The organism is Arenicella chitinivorans (assembly GCF_014651515.1).
GTDB lineage: Bacteria > Pseudomonadota > Gammaproteobacteria > Arenicellales > Arenicellaceae > Arenicella > Arenicella chitinivorans.
This window is the reverse complement of record NZ_BMXA01000010.1, coordinates 49,789-66,147: the sequence shown is the minus strand read 5'-3', so window position 1 is coordinate 66,147 and position 16,359 is coordinate 49,789. Positions and strand designations below refer to the sequence as shown.

Annotated in this window: 13 protein-coding genes; 4 read left to right on the top strand and 9 right to left on the bottom strand. The window is 50.8% G+C overall.

Going from position 1 to position 16,359, the window contains the following annotated elements; translation table 11 throughout:
- Positions 1–8 precede the first annotated feature (8 nt).
- Both IE055_RS17395 and IE055_RS17390 read right to left on the bottom strand, forming a co-directional pair.
- Positions 9–1,100 (bottom strand): CaiB/BaiF CoA transferase family protein, encoded by a 1,092-nt coding sequence (locus tag IE055_RS17395; protein WP_189402967.1) that lies wholly within the window; start codon positions 1,098–1,100, stop codon positions 9–11.
- The gene (locus IE055_RS17390; RefSeq protein WP_189402966.1) at positions 1,100–2,260 is read right to left on the bottom strand and encodes an acyl-CoA dehydrogenase family protein; all 1,161 of its coding nucleotides are present in this window, start codon (positions 2,258–2,260) and stop codon (positions 1,100–1,102) included. The genes IE055_RS17395 and IE055_RS17390 overlap by 1 nt, the downstream gene beginning before the upstream one ends.
- Positions 2,261–2,529: 269 nt before the next feature.
- Between IE055_RS17390 and IE055_RS17385 the strand changes: the two genes are divergently transcribed.
- Positions 2,530–3,201: a nitroreductase gene (locus IE055_RS17385; RefSeq protein ID WP_189402965.1), complete on the top strand. Its 672-nt coding sequence runs from the start codon at positions 2,530–2,532 to the stop codon at positions 3,199–3,201.
- 8 nt (positions 3,202–3,209) lie between these two features.
- On the opposite strand, the gene IE055_RS17380 is transcribed toward IE055_RS17385, so the two are convergent.
- The 4 genes from IE055_RS17380 to IE055_RS17365 are packed head-to-tail and all read right to left on the bottom strand — an operon-like array spanning position 3,210 to position 8,363.
- Complete coding sequence (locus tag IE055_RS17380) at positions 3,210–4,163, bottom strand: alpha/beta hydrolase (protein ID WP_189402964.1); 954 nt, start codon at positions 4,161–4,163, stop codon at positions 3,210–3,212.
- A gap of 18 nt (positions 4,164–4,181) precedes the next feature.
- Positions 4,182–4,964: an enoyl-CoA hydratase/isomerase family protein gene (locus IE055_RS17375; RefSeq protein ID WP_189402963.1), complete on the bottom strand. Its 783-nt coding sequence runs from the start codon at positions 4,962–4,964 to the stop codon at positions 4,182–4,184.
- 24 nt (positions 4,965–4,988) lie between these two features.
- On the bottom strand, positions 4,989–7,136 hold the full coding sequence (locus IE055_RS17370; RefSeq protein WP_189402962.1) for a 3-hydroxyacyl-CoA dehydrogenase NAD-binding domain-containing protein: 2,148 nt from the start codon (positions 7,134–7,136) through the stop codon (positions 4,989–4,991).
- Positions 7,137–7,154: 18 nt separating this feature from the next.
- Positions 7,155–8,363 (bottom strand): acetyl-CoA C-acetyltransferase, encoded by a 1,209-nt coding sequence (locus IE055_RS17365; RefSeq protein ID WP_189402961.1) that lies wholly within the window; start codon positions 8,361–8,363, stop codon positions 7,155–7,157.
- Between the two features lie 138 nt (positions 8,364–8,501).
- Here IE055_RS17365 and IE055_RS17360 point away from each other — a divergent pair, with 138 nt between their 5' ends.
- The gene (locus tag IE055_RS17360) at positions 8,502–9,515 is read left to right on the top strand and encodes an AraC family transcriptional regulator (protein ID WP_189402960.1); all 1,014 of its coding nucleotides are present in this window, start codon (positions 8,502–8,504) and stop codon (positions 9,513–9,515) included.
- Between the two features lie 48 nt (positions 9,516–9,563).
- Positions 9,564–10,667 carry an alpha/beta hydrolase gene (locus tag IE055_RS17355; RefSeq protein ID WP_189402959.1) on the top strand — a complete coding sequence of 368 codons (1,104 nt, stop codon included), beginning with the start codon at positions 9,564–9,566 and terminating at the stop codon, positions 10,665–10,667.
- Here IE055_RS17355 and IE055_RS17350 read toward each other — a convergent pair.
- Entirely contained in the window at positions 10,657–11,475 is an 819-nt protein-coding gene (locus IE055_RS17350; RefSeq protein ID WP_229794354.1) for a crotonase/enoyl-CoA hydratase family protein, read from the bottom strand. The genes IE055_RS17355 and IE055_RS17350 overlap by 11 nt on opposite strands.
- Before the next feature lie 31 nt (positions 11,476–11,506).
- Positions 11,507–13,843 carry an efflux RND transporter permease subunit gene (locus tag IE055_RS17345; protein WP_189402958.1) on the bottom strand — a complete coding sequence of 779 codons (2,337 nt, stop codon included), beginning with the start codon at positions 13,841–13,843 and terminating at the stop codon, positions 11,507–11,509.
- 159 nt (positions 13,844–14,002) lie between these two features.
- On the opposite strand from IE055_RS17345, the gene folE reads away from it, so the two are divergent.
- On the top strand, positions 14,003–14,545 hold the full coding sequence (gene folE, locus IE055_RS17340; protein ID WP_189402957.1) for a GTP cyclohydrolase I FolE: 543 nt from the start codon (positions 14,003–14,005) through the stop codon (positions 14,543–14,545).
- 240 nt (positions 14,546–14,785) lie between these two features.
- Here folE and IE055_RS17335 read toward each other — a convergent pair whose 3' ends face one another.
- Positions 14,786–16,315, bottom strand: coding sequence for an amidohydrolase family protein (locus tag IE055_RS17335; protein WP_229794353.1), 1,530 nt, complete (start codon positions 16,313–16,315; stop codon positions 14,786–14,788).
- Between the last annotated feature and the right edge of the window lie 44 nt (positions 16,316–16,359).

The following is a 16,359-nucleotide window of genomic DNA, read 5'->3' as shown; positions in this document are numbered from 1 at the left end:
GCTGCGTCCTAACTTAGTCTGACGTCGCGCCAGTGTTCGATAATATCGTCCACTAAGGCGCGCTCGGCCCGTCCGGATGTTACCTGCGACGGTGTGCGACTGAACTTCGGTGCTGGCGCAGGTTGCGTTACCCCATCAAGATCTAGATACGCCTCACGAGCACGCATGTGGGGGTCCTGAGTCGCTTCTTGAAAATCCAGCACGGGCGCAACGCAAGCATCGGAATCGGCAAAAATTTTTGACCACTCATCCCGTGTTTTCGTCGCCACCACGGCGGCAAGTTTTGTTTTCAGTTCCGGCCAGCGCCGTGGATCTTGCTGATGTTTGAAGTCACTCGGATCAAGCGCCATTTTTTCACACAATTCCGCGTAGAACTGCGGCTCAATGGCACCGATGGACAAATAACCACCATCAGCGGTCTCGTAGGTGTCGTAGAAATGCGCACCGGAATCAAGCAGGTTGACCCCACGCTGATTCTGCCACATGCCAATTTTGCTTAGGCTGTAAAACAAAGACATCAGATTGGCAGTGCCTTCCGTAATCGCGGCATCGACCACCTGTCCTTGACCGGATTGATGGCGCTCATAGAGCGCCGCCAGTACCCCCATGAGCAAAAACATCGTACCACCACCATAGTCACCAACAAGGTTCAGCGGTGGAACTGGGCTCTCCGTGGGACGCCCCATTGCGTACAATGCACCCGTTAAGGCGATATAGTTAATATCGTGCCCGGCGGTGTGTGACCGAGGCCCGGTTTGTCCCCAACCCGTCATGCGACCGTAAATTAAGCCAGGGTTGGTGCCGGTGAAGGTTTCGGGGCCTAATCCCAGACGTTCCATGACCCCAGGTCGAAATCCTTCCAGTAGGATATCAGCTTGATCAATCAAGGTTTTAGCCTGTTGCAGGTTCGACTCAGATTTGAGATTTAATTCAACGACTGACTTACCGCGCCGCGTCACATCAACGGGCGGCTGCAAAGGATTATTGGCCTTGTCCAGCACCACCACCTCGGCCCCCATATCAGCCAACAACATGCCCGCCAGTGGCACTGGGCCGATGGCGGACATCTCAACAACTTTAAGACCAGTGAGTGTACCCATCAGTCGAGTATACTGCTGTAGGCGTCAGAGAACACGTCACGACCGATAATCAATTTCATGATCTCGGAGGTGCCGGCGTAGATTCGACTGATTCGCGCATCGGTAAACATGCGGCAAATATCGTACTCTTGCATATAGCCTGCACCACCGTGTAGCTGCACACCCAGATCCATCATCTTCCATTCCAGTTCAGCGCCAATCAATTTGAGTTTGGCCCCCATATTGGCAGTCAATTTACCCTCGTTGTGCAAGGCCACGCAGTGGTCGAGATACACTTGTGCCACCTCGATCTCAGCGTCCATTTGCGCCATTTCAAATTGAGTATTCTGAAAATCAGAGATTTTCTTACCAAATGCCTTGCGCTCCATCACAAAATCACGCGTCACATTGAATGCTTTGCGGGCACTGGAAATGGTACCAACGGCGTTCAATAATCGCTCTTCGGCCAATCCTTCCATTAGATAGAAAAAGCCCTTACCTGGCTCGCCAAGCACATTTTCTTTCGGTACTTTGACATTATTGAAAAAGAGCTCGGCGGTATCCTGCGCTTTGAGGCCCATCTTTTCAAGGTTACGTCCACGCTCAAAACCGTCCATTCCACGCTCGACCACCATTAACACCATCGCATGTGCACTCTCGGCGCCTTCAAGTTTGGCAGCCACGACCACGTAGTCCGCTAAAATTCCGTTCGAGATGTAGGTCTTAGACCCATTCAATACAAAGTGATCACCGCCATCTCGCACTGTGGTTCGCATACCCGACAAATCGCTGCCTGCGTCTGGCTCTGTCATGGCAATAGCGAGAATTTTTTCTCCAGACACACAACCCGGCAAGAAGCGTTGACGCTGCTCTTCGTTTGCGTATTTGTACAAATACGGACCGACCAGTCGACTGTGCAGGGTATTAAACCACTCACCGCACTGCTGGCGCACGGTTTCTTCAATAATAATCTGCTCATAGCGAAAATCGTTATCGCCCAGGCCACCATACTTCTCATCCGGCCAAATCATTAGGAAACCTTGCTCACCGGCTTTGGTAAACGCTTCACGGTCAACGATGCCGTTTTCGCGCCACTTTGCCATATTGGGCGCAATATGTTGTTCTAGGAATTTGCGATACGCCTCGCGGAACATGGTTTGTTCTTCGGTAAAATTTCTCATAATTCGGTCTCTCAAGTCGGTACGTGATATGAATCCATTTTAGGTTCTCCGCCCTATTGCACAATGACAGTAGCCATTAGAAATATAGACATATCTTATCGTACACTTGATTGTACTGACTCAGCTGCGATTGCGGGATAAGGTGAGATGTCTATTTTAGTTTCTGGGATGTCATTGTTACACGGAGCAACTCAGCTAGAATAGAGCTATCAATACTAACGAAACTAGATGCGCGGCCTAGCCCGCCGTGCCGCCAGGAGAGAACTCGCATGAATCTTAATGACGCTATCAAACAACGACGCTCGGTTCGAGCGTACCAGGACAAACAGGTAGATCCGGAGTTGATTCGTAAAATTTTTAGTGACGCACAAGATTCACCATCAAACTGCAACACCCAACCTTGGCACGTGGTGGTGGTATCCGGCGCAGCGCGTGACGCTGTCGAACAATCGATGGTCAGCGACATCATGGCCGGCAAAACTCCGACGCCGCACTTCACACCTGGCGACCAGAACCTGAAAGATGAGTACCGCAAACGCCAGATTGACTGTGCAATCTCACTCTACGATTCTGTCGGCGTAAAGTACGAGGAAAAAGATAAACGTCAGCAGTTGATGCTGCGAAACTGGCAGTTTTTTGGTGCACCGCACGCGGCCTTTTTCTCAATGCCGAAAACCATGAGCGAGATCAACGCGGTTGACATGGGCATTTATCTGCAAACGGTGATGTTATTGATGACGGCAAACGGACTGGCGAGCTGCCCGCAAGGCGCGCTGGCCATGTATACGGATAAGGTTCAGGAGTTGGCTAACATTCCTGAGAATCACGCCATCATGTTTGGTTTATCGTTTGGGTACGCGGATGAATCGAACCCAATCAATCAATTTGAAGTCGGACGTGCCAACGTCGACGATCTGGTTGAGTTTATCTCAGAAGTCTAGGGCCATACTCAGCCAATAAAGCGGGCGATGGACTGCATTGCCCGCCGAGCGTCGGCCAATAGTGGTGAGAACATTTGAAAATCATGAAACTGCCCCGTGTAGTTTTCGAGTTGCACCACCACGCCAGCCTGCTGGGCGGCCAGATTGAAGGCTTGGATCTGATCGTAAAGCAACTCCCCAGTGCCACATTGTATTAACGTATGAGGCAAGCGATATAAGTCCGCGTCCAGCACCTTCACACGCGCACTCAAGCGCGCATCTCCTTGCATCAACGCTTGGTAGCTCTGCTGCAGGAATTCAGCCCGAAATACATCGCTGCTCGCATTCGATTGCATTGTACCCGCGTCATCTGTTGGATCGACCCAAGGTGATATCAACACCAGCTTGCTGGCCGAATTAGCCGCCTCACCCGCTTCGTGCAATCGTGCTAGATCAATCGCAGTAGTCACCGCCAGCGCACCGCCAGCCGAATCCCCTGCCACGATCAGTTTGGCACCAGAATAAATCTCAGCCACCGCTTGGGCCACCGCCAAGCAATCATCTTGCGGTGTTGGAAAAGTATGTTCCGGCGCCAATCGATAGTCCGGGGCAATCACCAAGCACTTTGAATTAATTGCCAGCTGTGCGATCAAAGCTCGGTGGCTAGCAGGCGAGCCGGCCACATAACCGCCGCCGTGTAGATAGAGGATAATTTTTGATTGAAAGTAAGGCCCCTTGGGCGCGGCCATCATTACTGGCACCTCAGCCAAGGAATGCTGTGTAAAGTGAGTTTTCAGCATCGATGGGTGGGGCACCACCGAGGTGTTCATCTGCCCCCTGAGCCAAGACAAGGGGCGTTTATTTCCCGCGACAAACAACTCGCGCACGGCCCGCGCGCACAACTCACTTGACCATGAGCGCCCGGGCATTCTCAGCGGTGAGAACCACATCGACTTTGCTGCTTTGAATACCAATCGACTCATGCGGCAACCTCGTGTCGATTATCGACCCTTGAACACCGTCTTGGTCTTAGCAAAAAAGGCCTGAATAGCGTTAGCCGCGTCTTCGCTTTGCCCTAGCGCTGTTTGTTCTACTGCTTCGGCGTCAATCACCTCTGCGTAGCTCATTTCAAAGGATCGCCGCATGACACGCTTCACAGCTGTTTGAGCCAGTGGTGCGCCCGCTGCCAGATGCTCGGCCCAAGCTTGTGCTTTTTCACGCAACTCGGCTGCTGGGACTACTTTATTGGCAACCCCCAATTGTAGACACTCATCCGCAGTCAGTCGTCCCGCGTCAACCGCCATTTCCAACGCGCGTTGATAACCCAGCTTTTGCAACAACAACCAGGTAGCACCGCCGTCCGGCATGAGACCAATCGCTGAAAACGCTTGATACAAATACGCGTCATCCGCCATCATCACCAAATCACAATTCATAACCGCCGCACTGCCAATTCCTGCGGCGACACCGTTCACCGCCGCAATATATAGCTTGCTGGAATCATGAATACCCATCAACCAGGGCGTGTACTCGGCGGCACATTGCGAAACAAATGAGTCATGGCCTTTGGTACCTTCTTTCAGGTTGGCCCCAGCTGAAAAACTGCGGCCTTCACCGGTGAGGATGGCTACCCGCACATCATCGTCTTGCTCCACCAGTTTAACGGCATCAATAAACTCCAAACGCATAGCCTGATGAAACGCGTTCAGCGAATCCGGCGTATTCAAAGCAATGGTGGCTACTCGGTTAGTGACTGAGTAATTGATAAATTTAAATTCTGACATGCTTCCTCGTGCGTTATGCGAATACTAGGCAAACAGCTTACCGTTTTTGGCGTGCTCTTTCACTATTTGTGGGCAGGCAAAGCGCTCGCCAAAGGCTGCCTCGAGTTCTCCACAGCGCTGGATGAACGCATCCAGACCATAAGTGTTGACGAACTGGATAAAACCACCTGTGTGCGCCGGTGCACCGATTCCGAAGATTGAACCAATGTTGGCGTCCGCCACTGAGCGAAGCACGCCAGTCTCAAGACACTTGAGAGTCTCGATCACTTGGCGGAACATAAGACGGTCTTTGATGTCTTGGTCACTGATTTTGTACTCTGGTTTGTAGTATAAATCATACAATTTTGGCCAAATATTCTTACTGCCATCTTCATGATATTCGTAATAGCCACCACCATGATGTCGGCCACCGCGACCATGGTCGGTAATCATATCTTTGATCACGCGACGGATCACATCACCGTTGCTCCATTTGTCCGTCACACCCATTTCAGCCCACGTTTCCTGTGCTTTACGAGTTAATTCCAAACTGGTTTCATCTTGAACCTGTAACGGGCCGACCGGCATACCGACAGACTTACCCAAGTTGTCGATACGTTTAGGGTGTGCGCCTTCAGTAAGCAGGTGTGCGCCTTCATCCAGATACGTACCAAACGTGCGCGAGGTGAAAAAACCCAATGAATCGTTCACCACAATCGGCGTCTTACGAATTTGCATGGTGTAATCGAACGCTTTGGCCAGGGCTTCGTCGCTGGTCTTCTCGCCACAAATAATTTCCACCAACGGCATTTTGTCGACCGGTGAAAAGAAGTGAATCCCAATAAAGTTCTCTGGTTTAACGCTGGCTTCCGCCAATTCTGTAATCGGCAGAGTCGACGTATTCGAACCCCAGAAACCGTCTTCCGCCAAACATGGTTCAAGCTCCTGTGTGATCTTGTGTTTGAGCGCAATGTTCTCAAACACGGCTTCGATAATCAGATCGCAACCATTCAGGTCTTCATTTTTATCGGTGGGCAAAATCAAATCTAATACCGACTTGGCTTTGGCTTCATCCATTTGTCCGCGCGCAACACGCTTATTTAACAGAGCTTCAGAATAAGCCTTGCCCTTGTCTGCTGCCGACTGCGAAATATCTTTCAGCACCACTTCAATACCAGCCATGGCTGAGACATACGCAATACCCTGCCCCATCATACCTGCACCGAGAATACCAACTTTACGGGTTTTCATCGGCTCAACATTGGCTGGTCGACTGGCACCGCCATTAATCTTATTGAGCTGAAAGAAAAACGTCGAGATCATGTTCTTAGCTACTGGGCCGGTCGCAATTTTAGTAAATTCACGTCCCTCGATCCGCAATGCCGTATCCACGTCTAGCATAGTCGACTGGAATGCCACATCCATTGCTGCCGTCATCTGCGGCATGAGACCACGAGATTTCTGATGCAACATGGTTGGCGCCATCACCGCCAATTGCGCATTCTTCGGCGAGTTTACGGCGCCACCCGGCACACGATAACCCTTGGTATCCCAAGGTTGAGCCGCTGCTTCGGGTTTATCTTTGTTGGCTAGAATGTGTGCCTTTGCTGCCGGAACCAGCTCATCGAGACTGTCCACCGTAGCGTCAATCAAACCATTTGCCAGGGCTTTCTCCGGCGTCAAGCGTTTGCTTTCTAGAATATACGGCAGCGCTTTTTCAACCCCGATCAACTTCGTCAGACGTACCACACCGCCACCGCCCGGAAACAAACCGAGTGAACACTCCGGCAAACCGATTTGCACAGATTTGTGATTGAAGGCAATGCGGTGGTTGCACGCCAAACAGATCTCATAGCCGCCACCAAGAGCCGGACCATTAATCGCCGCCACAACCGGTACCGGCAATTTCTCTAGACGACGTAAGTCGTTCTTCATGGCTTCGCCACCGGCAAAAAATGATTCCGCGTCTTCTGGCTTGGCCGCTAACAGTACGTTCAGATCGCCACCAGCAAAAAACACCTTTTTAGCCGAGGCAAATACCACGCCAGTTAAGCCCTCTTCGGCTTCCAACTTGGCCACGGCTTCATTCATCGCAGTGTGGTATTCCGAATTCATCGCGTTAACCGGACCACTCATATCCATGGTCACTACCACGATGCCGTCGTTATCTTTTTCGTATTTAAATGCACTCATGAGTTTTATCCTGTTTGGTTAAACGCGTTCGATTATGGTTGAAATGCCCATGCCACCACCGACACATAAGGACAACATGCCGCGATTGAGGTCGCGACGCTCAAGTTCGTCGAGCATTGAGCTAAGAATGCAGCCGCCGGTCGCACCCAATGGGTGCCCCATCGCGATTGCACCACCAACCACGTTGGTAATATCGTGCTCAATGCCTAGATCACGCATGTAACGCAACGCCACGGAGGCAAACGCTTCATTGATTTCCCACAAATCGATGTCCGAGGCCGACATACCTGCCGTTTTCAACGCTTTCTTGGCGGCGGGTCCAGGGCCTGTCAGCATAATAATCGGGTCAGTCGAGAGAATTGCGGTCGCCACCACGCGTGCACGTGGTGTCAGGCCCAAATCCTGTCCGGCTTGTTTTGAGCCGATCAATACGGCACTGGCGCCATCCACAATGCCCGACGAATTGCCCGGTGTGTGCACGTGATTAACCGCTTCCAATTGCGGGTACTTTTTCATCACGATGTCGTCGAATCCATATTTACCCATTTCAGCAAACGACGCGCGCAACCCAGCAAGCGCTTCCATAGTGGTATTGGGCTTAATAAAATCGTCACGGTGGAGAATCGTGACACCATTTTTATCGGTCACCGGAATCACTGAACCATCAAACCAACCGTTGTCCCGCGCCGCCGTTGCACGCTTTTGTGATTCCAACGCATAGGCATCCACATCTTCGCGCGAATAACCGTCAATCGTGGCAATGGTATCAGCACCAATTCCTTGTGGTACAAAACTCTCTTTAATGGCAAAGGCCGCATCCATGCCCATGGCACCGCCGTCCGAGCCCATCGGCACCCGTGACATACACTCAATACCGCCAGCCACGACCAATTGATCCCAGCCCGCAGCGACTTTCGCCGCCGCAGTATTAATTGCTTCCAAACCCGAGGCGCAGAACCGATTGAGTTGCACACCCGCGACTGATTCATCCCAATCCGCATTTTGAACAATCATCTTGGCAATGTCGCTTCCCTGCTCACCAACCGGCGACACACAACCCATGACCACATCGTCAACATATGACGTGTCGAGATCCTGACGCTGTTGCAACGCCCGCAACAACCCAGCCCCTAGGTCAATTGGTTTTACCTCGTGCAGACTGCCGTCCGCCTTGCCTTTGCTACGCGGTGTGCGCACGGCGTCATAAATATAAGCGGTGTTGCTCATCATACTCCTCATTTGGTTGGGGTTAACGCGATTCTCACACCATTCTACTGTGTCGACCTCGACACTCAATGACAGAAGCTATCGAATAAATGGACATGTTCTATCAAACTTTGCGCATAAATATGCTTTAATTATCAAATGAAAGACGCAACCATTGATACCTGCTTTGTTTCCATGCTGCTCGAAGGTGCTCAGCGTCAAGGTTTGGAATGTGATCAATTGCTTTTGCGCAACGGCATCTCCAGATTGGCGCTGGACAAACCGGGTACCCAAGTATCACTAAGGTCGTTCGCAGCCTTTGCCATCGAGGTCATGAAACTGTTAGATGACGAGTGCCTAGGACTCACGTCACAAAAGCAACCGCTGGGCAGTTTTAATATGATGTGCCGGGCGAGTATTAGTGCGCGCAATATTCACCGATCACTGCGGCGTTCTGCTAAGTTTTGGAATCTGTTCAAGAATGCCTATCACCATCAGGTTCAGGTGGAGGACGAGACTGTCAGCTACATTCTGCAACCACTCAGTGGCAAAGAACCAATCAATAATTATATGGCCGAGGCCATTCTGTCATCAGTACATCGTTTTCATTGCTGGCTGGGCGGCCAATTTATACCGCTTGACGCGGTTCAGTTCGTACACACAGAACCAAGCTACAGCGATCAATACCGCCCCCTGTTTTACGGCGCACCCGTCAGCTACCAAGGGGAAGATTCACGCATCTGTTTCCCCAGACGGCACTTGGAACTCGAAATAGTGCAAACGCCCGAGACATTGGATACCTATCTCAAAGGCACGAATTTATCCCTCCTATACCAACCCAAAAATTATCGCGTCATCGGAGACCAAGTTCGACAATGGTTGGAACGACACATCAAACAAGGTAATTATCGCGCAACCCTCAAGGAAGCCGCCAGTCATTTTCAAATGAGTCAGCAAGTACTGCATCGGCGGCTGCAGGCCGAAGACCTGAGTTTCAAGGAGATAAAAATGCAGACCCGGCGCGATATTGCCATTGGGTTGATCTTTGAAAACAAAGTGAAGATTGAAGAAATAGCAACTCGCGTTGGCTTTTCTGAACCCAGCGCGTTTATTCGCGCTTTTAAAGCTTGGACCGGTTATACACCGCTGGCATACCGCCAAAATCATAGGTAAAGTTAGCCCTTTGAAGCATTTCAACCCAACGCCTTTGCGGAACCAATCATGACGTGGATTATTCTCTTCGCCGTACTGCTCACACTTTGGCTGGTGGCAGTGTTCGTTTTATCCGGCCAGGACATGCGCAATTTTGACTCAGCGGTCGATGATGTATTCGAGAATCACCCTGAAGATGAGCAGGCTGTGAAGTCACTGGTAACGGTCTTAAAAGACACGCGGGCGAAAGCCAGTGGAACGCGATCCATTAAGAAAGCTTTGGGCGTGGTGCGTGAATTTGCCGACAATATCTCTGCAGACCTAGAGACAGACAGTGAGTTTAAGCAAGTCACTTGCGATGGTGTCAAGGCCGAGTGGACGATTCCTCAAAATTGCCGTCCTGGTCGCCGCATTCTGTTTCTACACGGCGGTGCGTTTATCTTCGGCAGCCCATTAGGGCACCGAAAAATGAGTGATCAACTCGCCAAACTCGCGCAGGCAGCGGTTCTATCGGTAGATTATCGACTGATGCCAGAACATGGCCGTAAAGCCAGTATTATCGATGCGCAAATCGCGTATCAATGGTTGCTACAACACGATGTCGATGGTGTTCATGCCCTGGATACACTGCTGGTTGCTGGCGACTCCGCGGGCGGCAATTTAGCGCTCATGCTGGCGAGCTGGAGTAAAACACACACTAAGCGACAACCGGATGCCGTGATCGCCTTCTCGCCATCAACCGACATGACCATGATGTCACCAACCATCAAATCCAATCGACTCACGGATCTGATGCTGGGCGAAGGACTCGGTCTCCTCAGTCGACTTCCTGCGGTTGCTCGTGCTTGGATTGGGTTAGTGACGCTGCGCATGAATCCAGCCAATCCGCTTGCTTCGCCGGTGTTTGGTGATTTGAGTTCGCTGCCGCCAACGCTAATCCATGCCAGCAGCAATGAGATGCTGTTGGGCGAGGCAATCCGCTACGCGAACCGAGCAAAAGCCATGGGCTCAGACGTCACACTCCAAGTATGGAAAGATCAAATCCACGACTGGCATTTATTCAACCTCGGCTATGGTTCCGCTAACCACGCTTGGCGAGAAGTTGAAAAATTTATTCATCAGGTGGTGCCCGTGGCGGCACTCGAAGCACCGAAGTCAGCGTCTAATCACTAAACGTCGGCTTACGATTCTGCATGGCGGCCATCACCGCCTCAATTTGATTTGGCGTGCCGATGATCTGATCCTGTGCGGCTGACTCCGTCATCAGGCCCTCAGCTTCGGACTGATAATAACTGCGGTCAATGATTTGCTTTGCCGCACGGATCGCATCTGGGTTTTTATCGGCAATCTGCGCCGCGATGTCCATGGCATGCGCTACCGGGTCATCGACAATATCAGTAATAAACCCCCACTCTTTGGCCTGTTCAGCGGAGAATATTTTTGCTGTGTAGGTCAACTCACGAATGATGTCATCGCGCACCATGTGCCGCATTATTTGCGTGCTGCTCATATCTGGAACGATGCCCCACTTAAGCTCCAAAATGGAATATCGACTGGTCGCACTGGCGTAGCGAAAGTCTGCGCCGAGCGCAATCTGTAAGCCACCACCCAATGCCACGCCATCAATCGCAGCAATCACTGGCATGGGCAGCTTGCGCCACATCCATGCGGCGTATTGCGGTGCGTTGGCGATACCGTGCGTTCGCTCTGAAAGCCCACCTGCGGTGGCGGTTTGCACGTTATCCCCAGACTGCGGTGACAACATAGCGCTGAAATTCGATTTATCTAGGCCCGCACAGAAGTTGTCTCCCGCACCGGACAGCACCACCACGCGGACTGATTTATCAGCGCGCAACTGCTCTTCAAGCATAGGAATGGCAGCGAACATCTCTGGGTCAAGCGCGTTCATCTTCTCGGGGCGGCTTAACTTTACGTGAGCAACATGATTGCTCACGTCTAAACTAATACGGTCATTTATCATAATCAAACTTCTCGTGGAATGGAGTGTGCCATCAGCTCAGTGTGGTTGCTTCACGGTCGAACAACATCAAGATCGGCGGTAAAATTAAAAAATCAAATATCAGTGCAATTAAAATGGTGATCGCAGTCAGCGCCCCTGACATCGCATTCAGATTGAAGTCCGAGGTGGTCAGCACGCCAAACCCACAGGCCAGCACCACTGTGGTCACAATCAATGCTGAGCCCACATTTTCAAACGCGTAATGAATAGCCGATTCCGGACTCAGCCCCTTGATCTGGCGAGCACGGCGGTACTTTGAAATAAAATGCACTGTGTCGTCGACCAATATACCCAACGAAATACTGAATACCGCAGCCACCGCCATGTTCACCTGCCCGACCAACAGGCCCCACAAACCAAACGCCATGAAAGCGGGTATTGCATTCGGAATCATACTAATCAGAGCATAACGAAATGAGCGCAACGCAATCAGAATGGTGATGGTAACACCAATAATTGCGAACAGACCGCCCCACAACATAGAGCGAATATTGTTGGCACCAATATGTGCAAACATTAAACTCACACTGGAACCGGGTTCTACCGACGCTTGATAATTTGTTTTCAGCCATTGATGCGAACGTTCAGCCAGATCGATCAACTCAAGATTGGTCATCTTTTGCGTAATCACACTGATCTTCGTAGCGGACTTATCCAGATTGAGCTGATTATTTAAGTCTAAGCCATACGGCAGCGACATCTCGTACATGAGATTGTATTGCGCCGCCAGATCAGCTCGCTCTGGAATCGCATAATACGCCGGATCATCTCCATTCATGCTGCGGTTAAGCCGCTTAATCACATCAACATAGGAACCCACATGCACCACATAGGGCTGGGCTTCCAGAAACCGACTAAACTGGTCGAGTGTTGTAAGAAAATCCGGATCACTGACACACGAGGACGTACCGCAGTTCAGCGTAAAATTGATGTCTTTCACCCCAGGAAGATACTTAATTGAGAATTCGATTGACTCACGAAACGGCACACCACGTTGAAAGTAGGCAATGGGGTCGTCGTCCAACTGGTTGCGCGGTAAAAAAGAGATCAGTAAAACGGCACTCAGTATGCTCACGACCAGTGCTTTGTGTCGATTCGCCACCACCCAGTGCGCATAGCGACTCATCCAGCGCTGCTTGTCAGCCACCATGTTTCCTTTGCGCGTGAGTAACATAACGACCGACGGCAATAGAGTAAAAGTGAGCACCATGGCCCACATCACGCCGATCGCTGTCATATTCCCCAATTCCACAAACGGTGGCGAAATCGAGAAGTTCAGCGTAAGAAAGCCCACCGCCGTGGTGATACTGGTCAGAATAATCGGTTGTAGGTTGAGTCGTAAGCTTTCAGCCATGGCCTCCAACGGCGACAGCTCCTCACCTAGACCACGCAAATAGACCGACAGCAAATGTACCGCATCACATACTGCGATGGTCAGTACTATGGTGGGGGTCATAACATTCACGGTGTTGATCGGGTACCCGATCCAGCCCGCGCTACCCACCGCCGCAATACTGGCACAGGCAATCACTAACAAAGTAGCCACCACTGTGCCAATGGAGCGAAAAAAGAAGATCAACAACAGCAAGATGACCAGGTACATGAGCGGGATCAGTGATGATGCATCGCGCTGGGCAGATTCATTAAATGAGTTGGTGATCTTCGATACACCCGCAATATGCATTTCCAACTCTGGATACCGCGCTTGAAATTCCCGCACCGCGGCGCGCCCAAACGCCACTACCTCCGGATGCGAGGCATCACGTTTAGCCCGTTGTGCCTTTTGCGTTTCCAGATCCGCAGTCTTGTCCACCTCTGGCGGTAGTTCCAAATTAACATTAACCAGTGCGGTTTTGCCATCCGCCGACACCATGCGATTAACCAATTGCTTTTCAGTTAACGCAATGCGTTTCACCTTGGCTATTTTGTCCGCGCTCAAGTCAGCCGGGGCCAGCACAAGGTCTTCCACCAAAAGATCGTCTCCATTTGCCTCGGTGTGCTGAAAATTGGTAATCGAATCAACTCGCATCACGAACGGCGTCTGCCATGCGTGTTCGGTGAGTTCATAGATCGCCGTCAGGACTCGCGAGTTAAACAAATCACCTTCTTTAGGGCGCAGTAAGATGGCTAAGTTATCGGTACTCGTGTATGTGTCTTGGATTGCCTCATGCGCCACCAATTGGGGTTCGTCTTCCTCAAAATATATCTTATAGTCAGACTCGAGGTATAAATCCCGGATACCGAAGCCGAGTATAGCGGTCAGCAGCACGCTTAAAATGGCGAGCCAGTGTCGCCAACGCAGCAAAAACTCAGTAAATTTTTGTTCCATTGTGTTTTTGGGCAAGGCAGTATTCTCCGTGAACTCCGCAAGATATCATAAAGTCATGTCGACAAAACTAATCGGATCAAATATTTTAACTTTATCCACACTCTGATTGCGGCATAATCCGACCCAGCGGAAACACCCAATTAACCATCGAGAAATAAAATGGAAGAAGCGTACAAAAAGATAATCGAAGCCTGCGGCGAAGACCTTACGCGGCCTGGACTGGTAGACACGCCAAAACGTGCTGCCAAAGCCATGCAGTTTTTGACCCGTGGCTACGAGCAAAAGCTGGATGAGGTTATTAACAATGCCTTATTCCCTTCCGACTCTCGTGAAATGGTGATCGTCAAAGACATTGAACTCTATTCTATGTGTGAGCACCATTTGCTGCCGTTCATCGGTCGCGCGCACGTGGCCTACATTCCCAATGGCAAAGTACTCGGTTTGTCTAAAATTGCCCGAATCGTCGACATGTACGCTCGCCGGATGCAAATCCAGGAACAGTTGACCACCGAAATCGCCGAGACCATCCAACAAGTAACCGAAGCCGAAGGCGTAGCCGTGGTGATTGAAGCCAAGCATATGTGTATGATGATGCGAGGCGTCGAGAAACAAAACTCATCGATGAAAACATCGTCAATGTTGGGAATCTTTCGAGACAACCAGTCGACGCGCTCTGAGTTTTTATCACTCATCAATAATTGATCTCTTTAAATACCGAAAAATCACCTGCTCGGGTGAGGCGCTCGGGTGACACCGTCGATACTATTGTTGTCGACAGGGACACCTGGAAGTGTCGTCAGTAAGTTATTGCTAACGGTTCAAGGAGAACAACTCTGTCATTGAGTGTGGCCCCACCATAAGAGACCGCATTCGGGTTTTAGGTTGCTACCCCTGCTCCAAGGATTGTCCGAAGGTAGCAACCTATTTCCGCCCGACTTTCAGCTATCGGTATTGATCGATATTAATTTTTCGACTGTTATCGTTGGCCTTGACGACTGCGGCTAACATCGCGTCCAACTGTTCACGCTCAAATACGCGCCCGTTGAGGATGACTGTATTAATTGTCTTGGTATTTTCGATCGCATCTAGCGGATTTTGCTCAAGCAAAACGAGGTCTGCACGGCGACCTGGTGCGATCCAGCCTGCGTCACTGTGCATCAGTTCTGCCGGAGCGCGTGTCGCCGATGCCAGCGCCTGTGCGGGACTCATGCCACCTCGTTGCAAAGACACTAACTCATCATGCAGAGAGAACCCAGGCACCACCAAGTTACCGCCGGAATCGGTGCCAGCGACAATGTTGACACCTCGACGCACCATCGCACGTAACAAAATGTGGTGCGCGGTTTCTCTGGCTCGCCAGAATGCATCATTTTTATGGAAAGCATCTGAATTCGGTTCCGCCTCCGCCTCGAACTGGTTGTAGCCCGGCAACCAACCAACTTTGTATTGATCAGAATCTTGCGTGCCTTCCACCAGGCCCGGGTTCGCATACTCGATCGCCACATCCTTCAACGCGGCCTCAAGGTCACTAAACTGATCATGAATGTTTTCCATGAACCACAATACCGAATTCACTGTGATGTCGTTCGCCAATAGGTCATCAATAATAGCGTCACTGCGCGCTTCGACGTGAGCGAAAAAGGCTTCACTACCTTGCTCATGAATGGAACCGAACTCGCGAATCAGTACACGCACGATCTCTTCCAGATGCGCCACTTCGTTTTGTTGCGTCACGGTGAGTTCATTTAATTCCATCATCAACGGAAAATGACCCGTGGTTGGCACGCCTAACTCGGAAGCCAGCTTATTCACCGCTCGGTAGCTCGGCATGTCCAGGTGGTAGGTTTTAATCGCATCATAGCCCTGCTCAGCATAGGTTTTCACTAAGCGCTCGGCCTGCTCGACACTACGCGTAGTCTTATGGAACGTGATCAACTCAAAGAATGCCCCCTCGAGCAGGTCCTTCGTGTTGATCGGTGGTGAAGACACGAATAATTTGGGGCCAATTCGGTCGCCCTGCTCGATTTCAGAACGCCATCTCAACCGCGCTGTCGGTCCACCCAGATCACGCACATGCGTGACACCATTGGCCACATACAACAACAGGTCATTGGGACTCTTTAATAAGTGCATATGTGAATCGACCAACCCAGGAATCAGATACTTGCCTTCACCGTTGATCTGTCTTGCATCGTGTGAGGCTACGCCGTCTTGCGTGATTGAAATTATCTCACCGCCATCCACCACCACGGTGCGATTCGCCAACATAGACTGCCCATCTTCAGACAGCACATTGACATTACTTATCGCGACTAATTCACTACGCGATGCAAAGGCGGTGTAATCGACCTCTTGCGTGTGCGCGCCGTAGATTGCGTCAACACCATTTGTAAACCAGAGCAAAACACATAAAACCAGTACCAGCAGTATCGCGAACAGACCCAAGAGCCATTTAGAGAGTGTTTTTAGCATAATTAAGTTCCATCAGTTATTGATGGCGCAAGTACAACATTCCA

Coding starts and splice junctions, on each gene's coding strand:
- IE055_RS17395 (WP_189402967.1), bottom strand. CDS start 1,100: ATGGGTACACTCACTGGTCTTAAAGTTGTTGAGATGTCCGCCATCGGC.
- IE055_RS17390 (WP_189402966.1), bottom strand. CDS start 2,260: ATGAGAAATTTTACCGAAGAACAAACCATGTTCCGCGAGGCGTATCGC.
- IE055_RS17385 (WP_189402965.1), top strand. CDS start 2,530: ATGAATCTTAATGACGCTATCAAACAACGACGCTCGGTTCGAGCGTAC.
- IE055_RS17380 (WP_189402964.1), bottom strand. CDS start 4,163: ATGAGTCGATTGGTATTCAAAGCAGCAAAGTCGATGTGGTTCTCACCG.
- IE055_RS17375 (WP_189402963.1), bottom strand. CDS start 4,964: ATGTCAGAATTTAAATTTATCAATTACTCAGTCACTAACCGAGTAGCC.
- IE055_RS17370 (WP_189402962.1), bottom strand. CDS start 7,136: ATGAGTGCATTTAAATACGAAAAAGATAACGACGGCATCGTGGTAGTG.
- IE055_RS17365 (WP_189402961.1), bottom strand. CDS start 8,363: ATGAGCAACACCGCTTATATTTATGACGCCGTGCGCACACCGCGTAGC.
- IE055_RS17360 (WP_189402960.1), top strand. CDS start 8,502: ATGAAAGACGCAACCATTGATACCTGCTTTGTTTCCATGCTGCTCGAA.
- IE055_RS17355 (WP_189402959.1), top strand. CDS start 9,564: ATGACGTGGATTATTCTCTTCGCCGTACTGCTCACACTTTGGCTGGTG.
- IE055_RS17350 (WP_229794354.1), bottom strand. CDS start 11,475: ATGATAAATGACCGTATTAGTTTAGACGTGAGCAATCATGTTGCTCAC.
- IE055_RS17345 (WP_189402958.1), bottom strand. CDS start 13,843: ATGGAACAAAAATTTACTGAGTTTTTGCTGCGTTGGCGACACTGGCTC.
- folE (WP_189402957.1), top strand. CDS start 14,003: ATGGAAGAAGCGTACAAAAAGATAATCGAAGCCTGCGGCGAAGACCTT.
- IE055_RS17335 (WP_229794353.1), bottom strand. CDS start 16,315: ATGCTAAAAACACTCTCTAAATGGCTCTTGGGTCTGTTCGCGATACTG.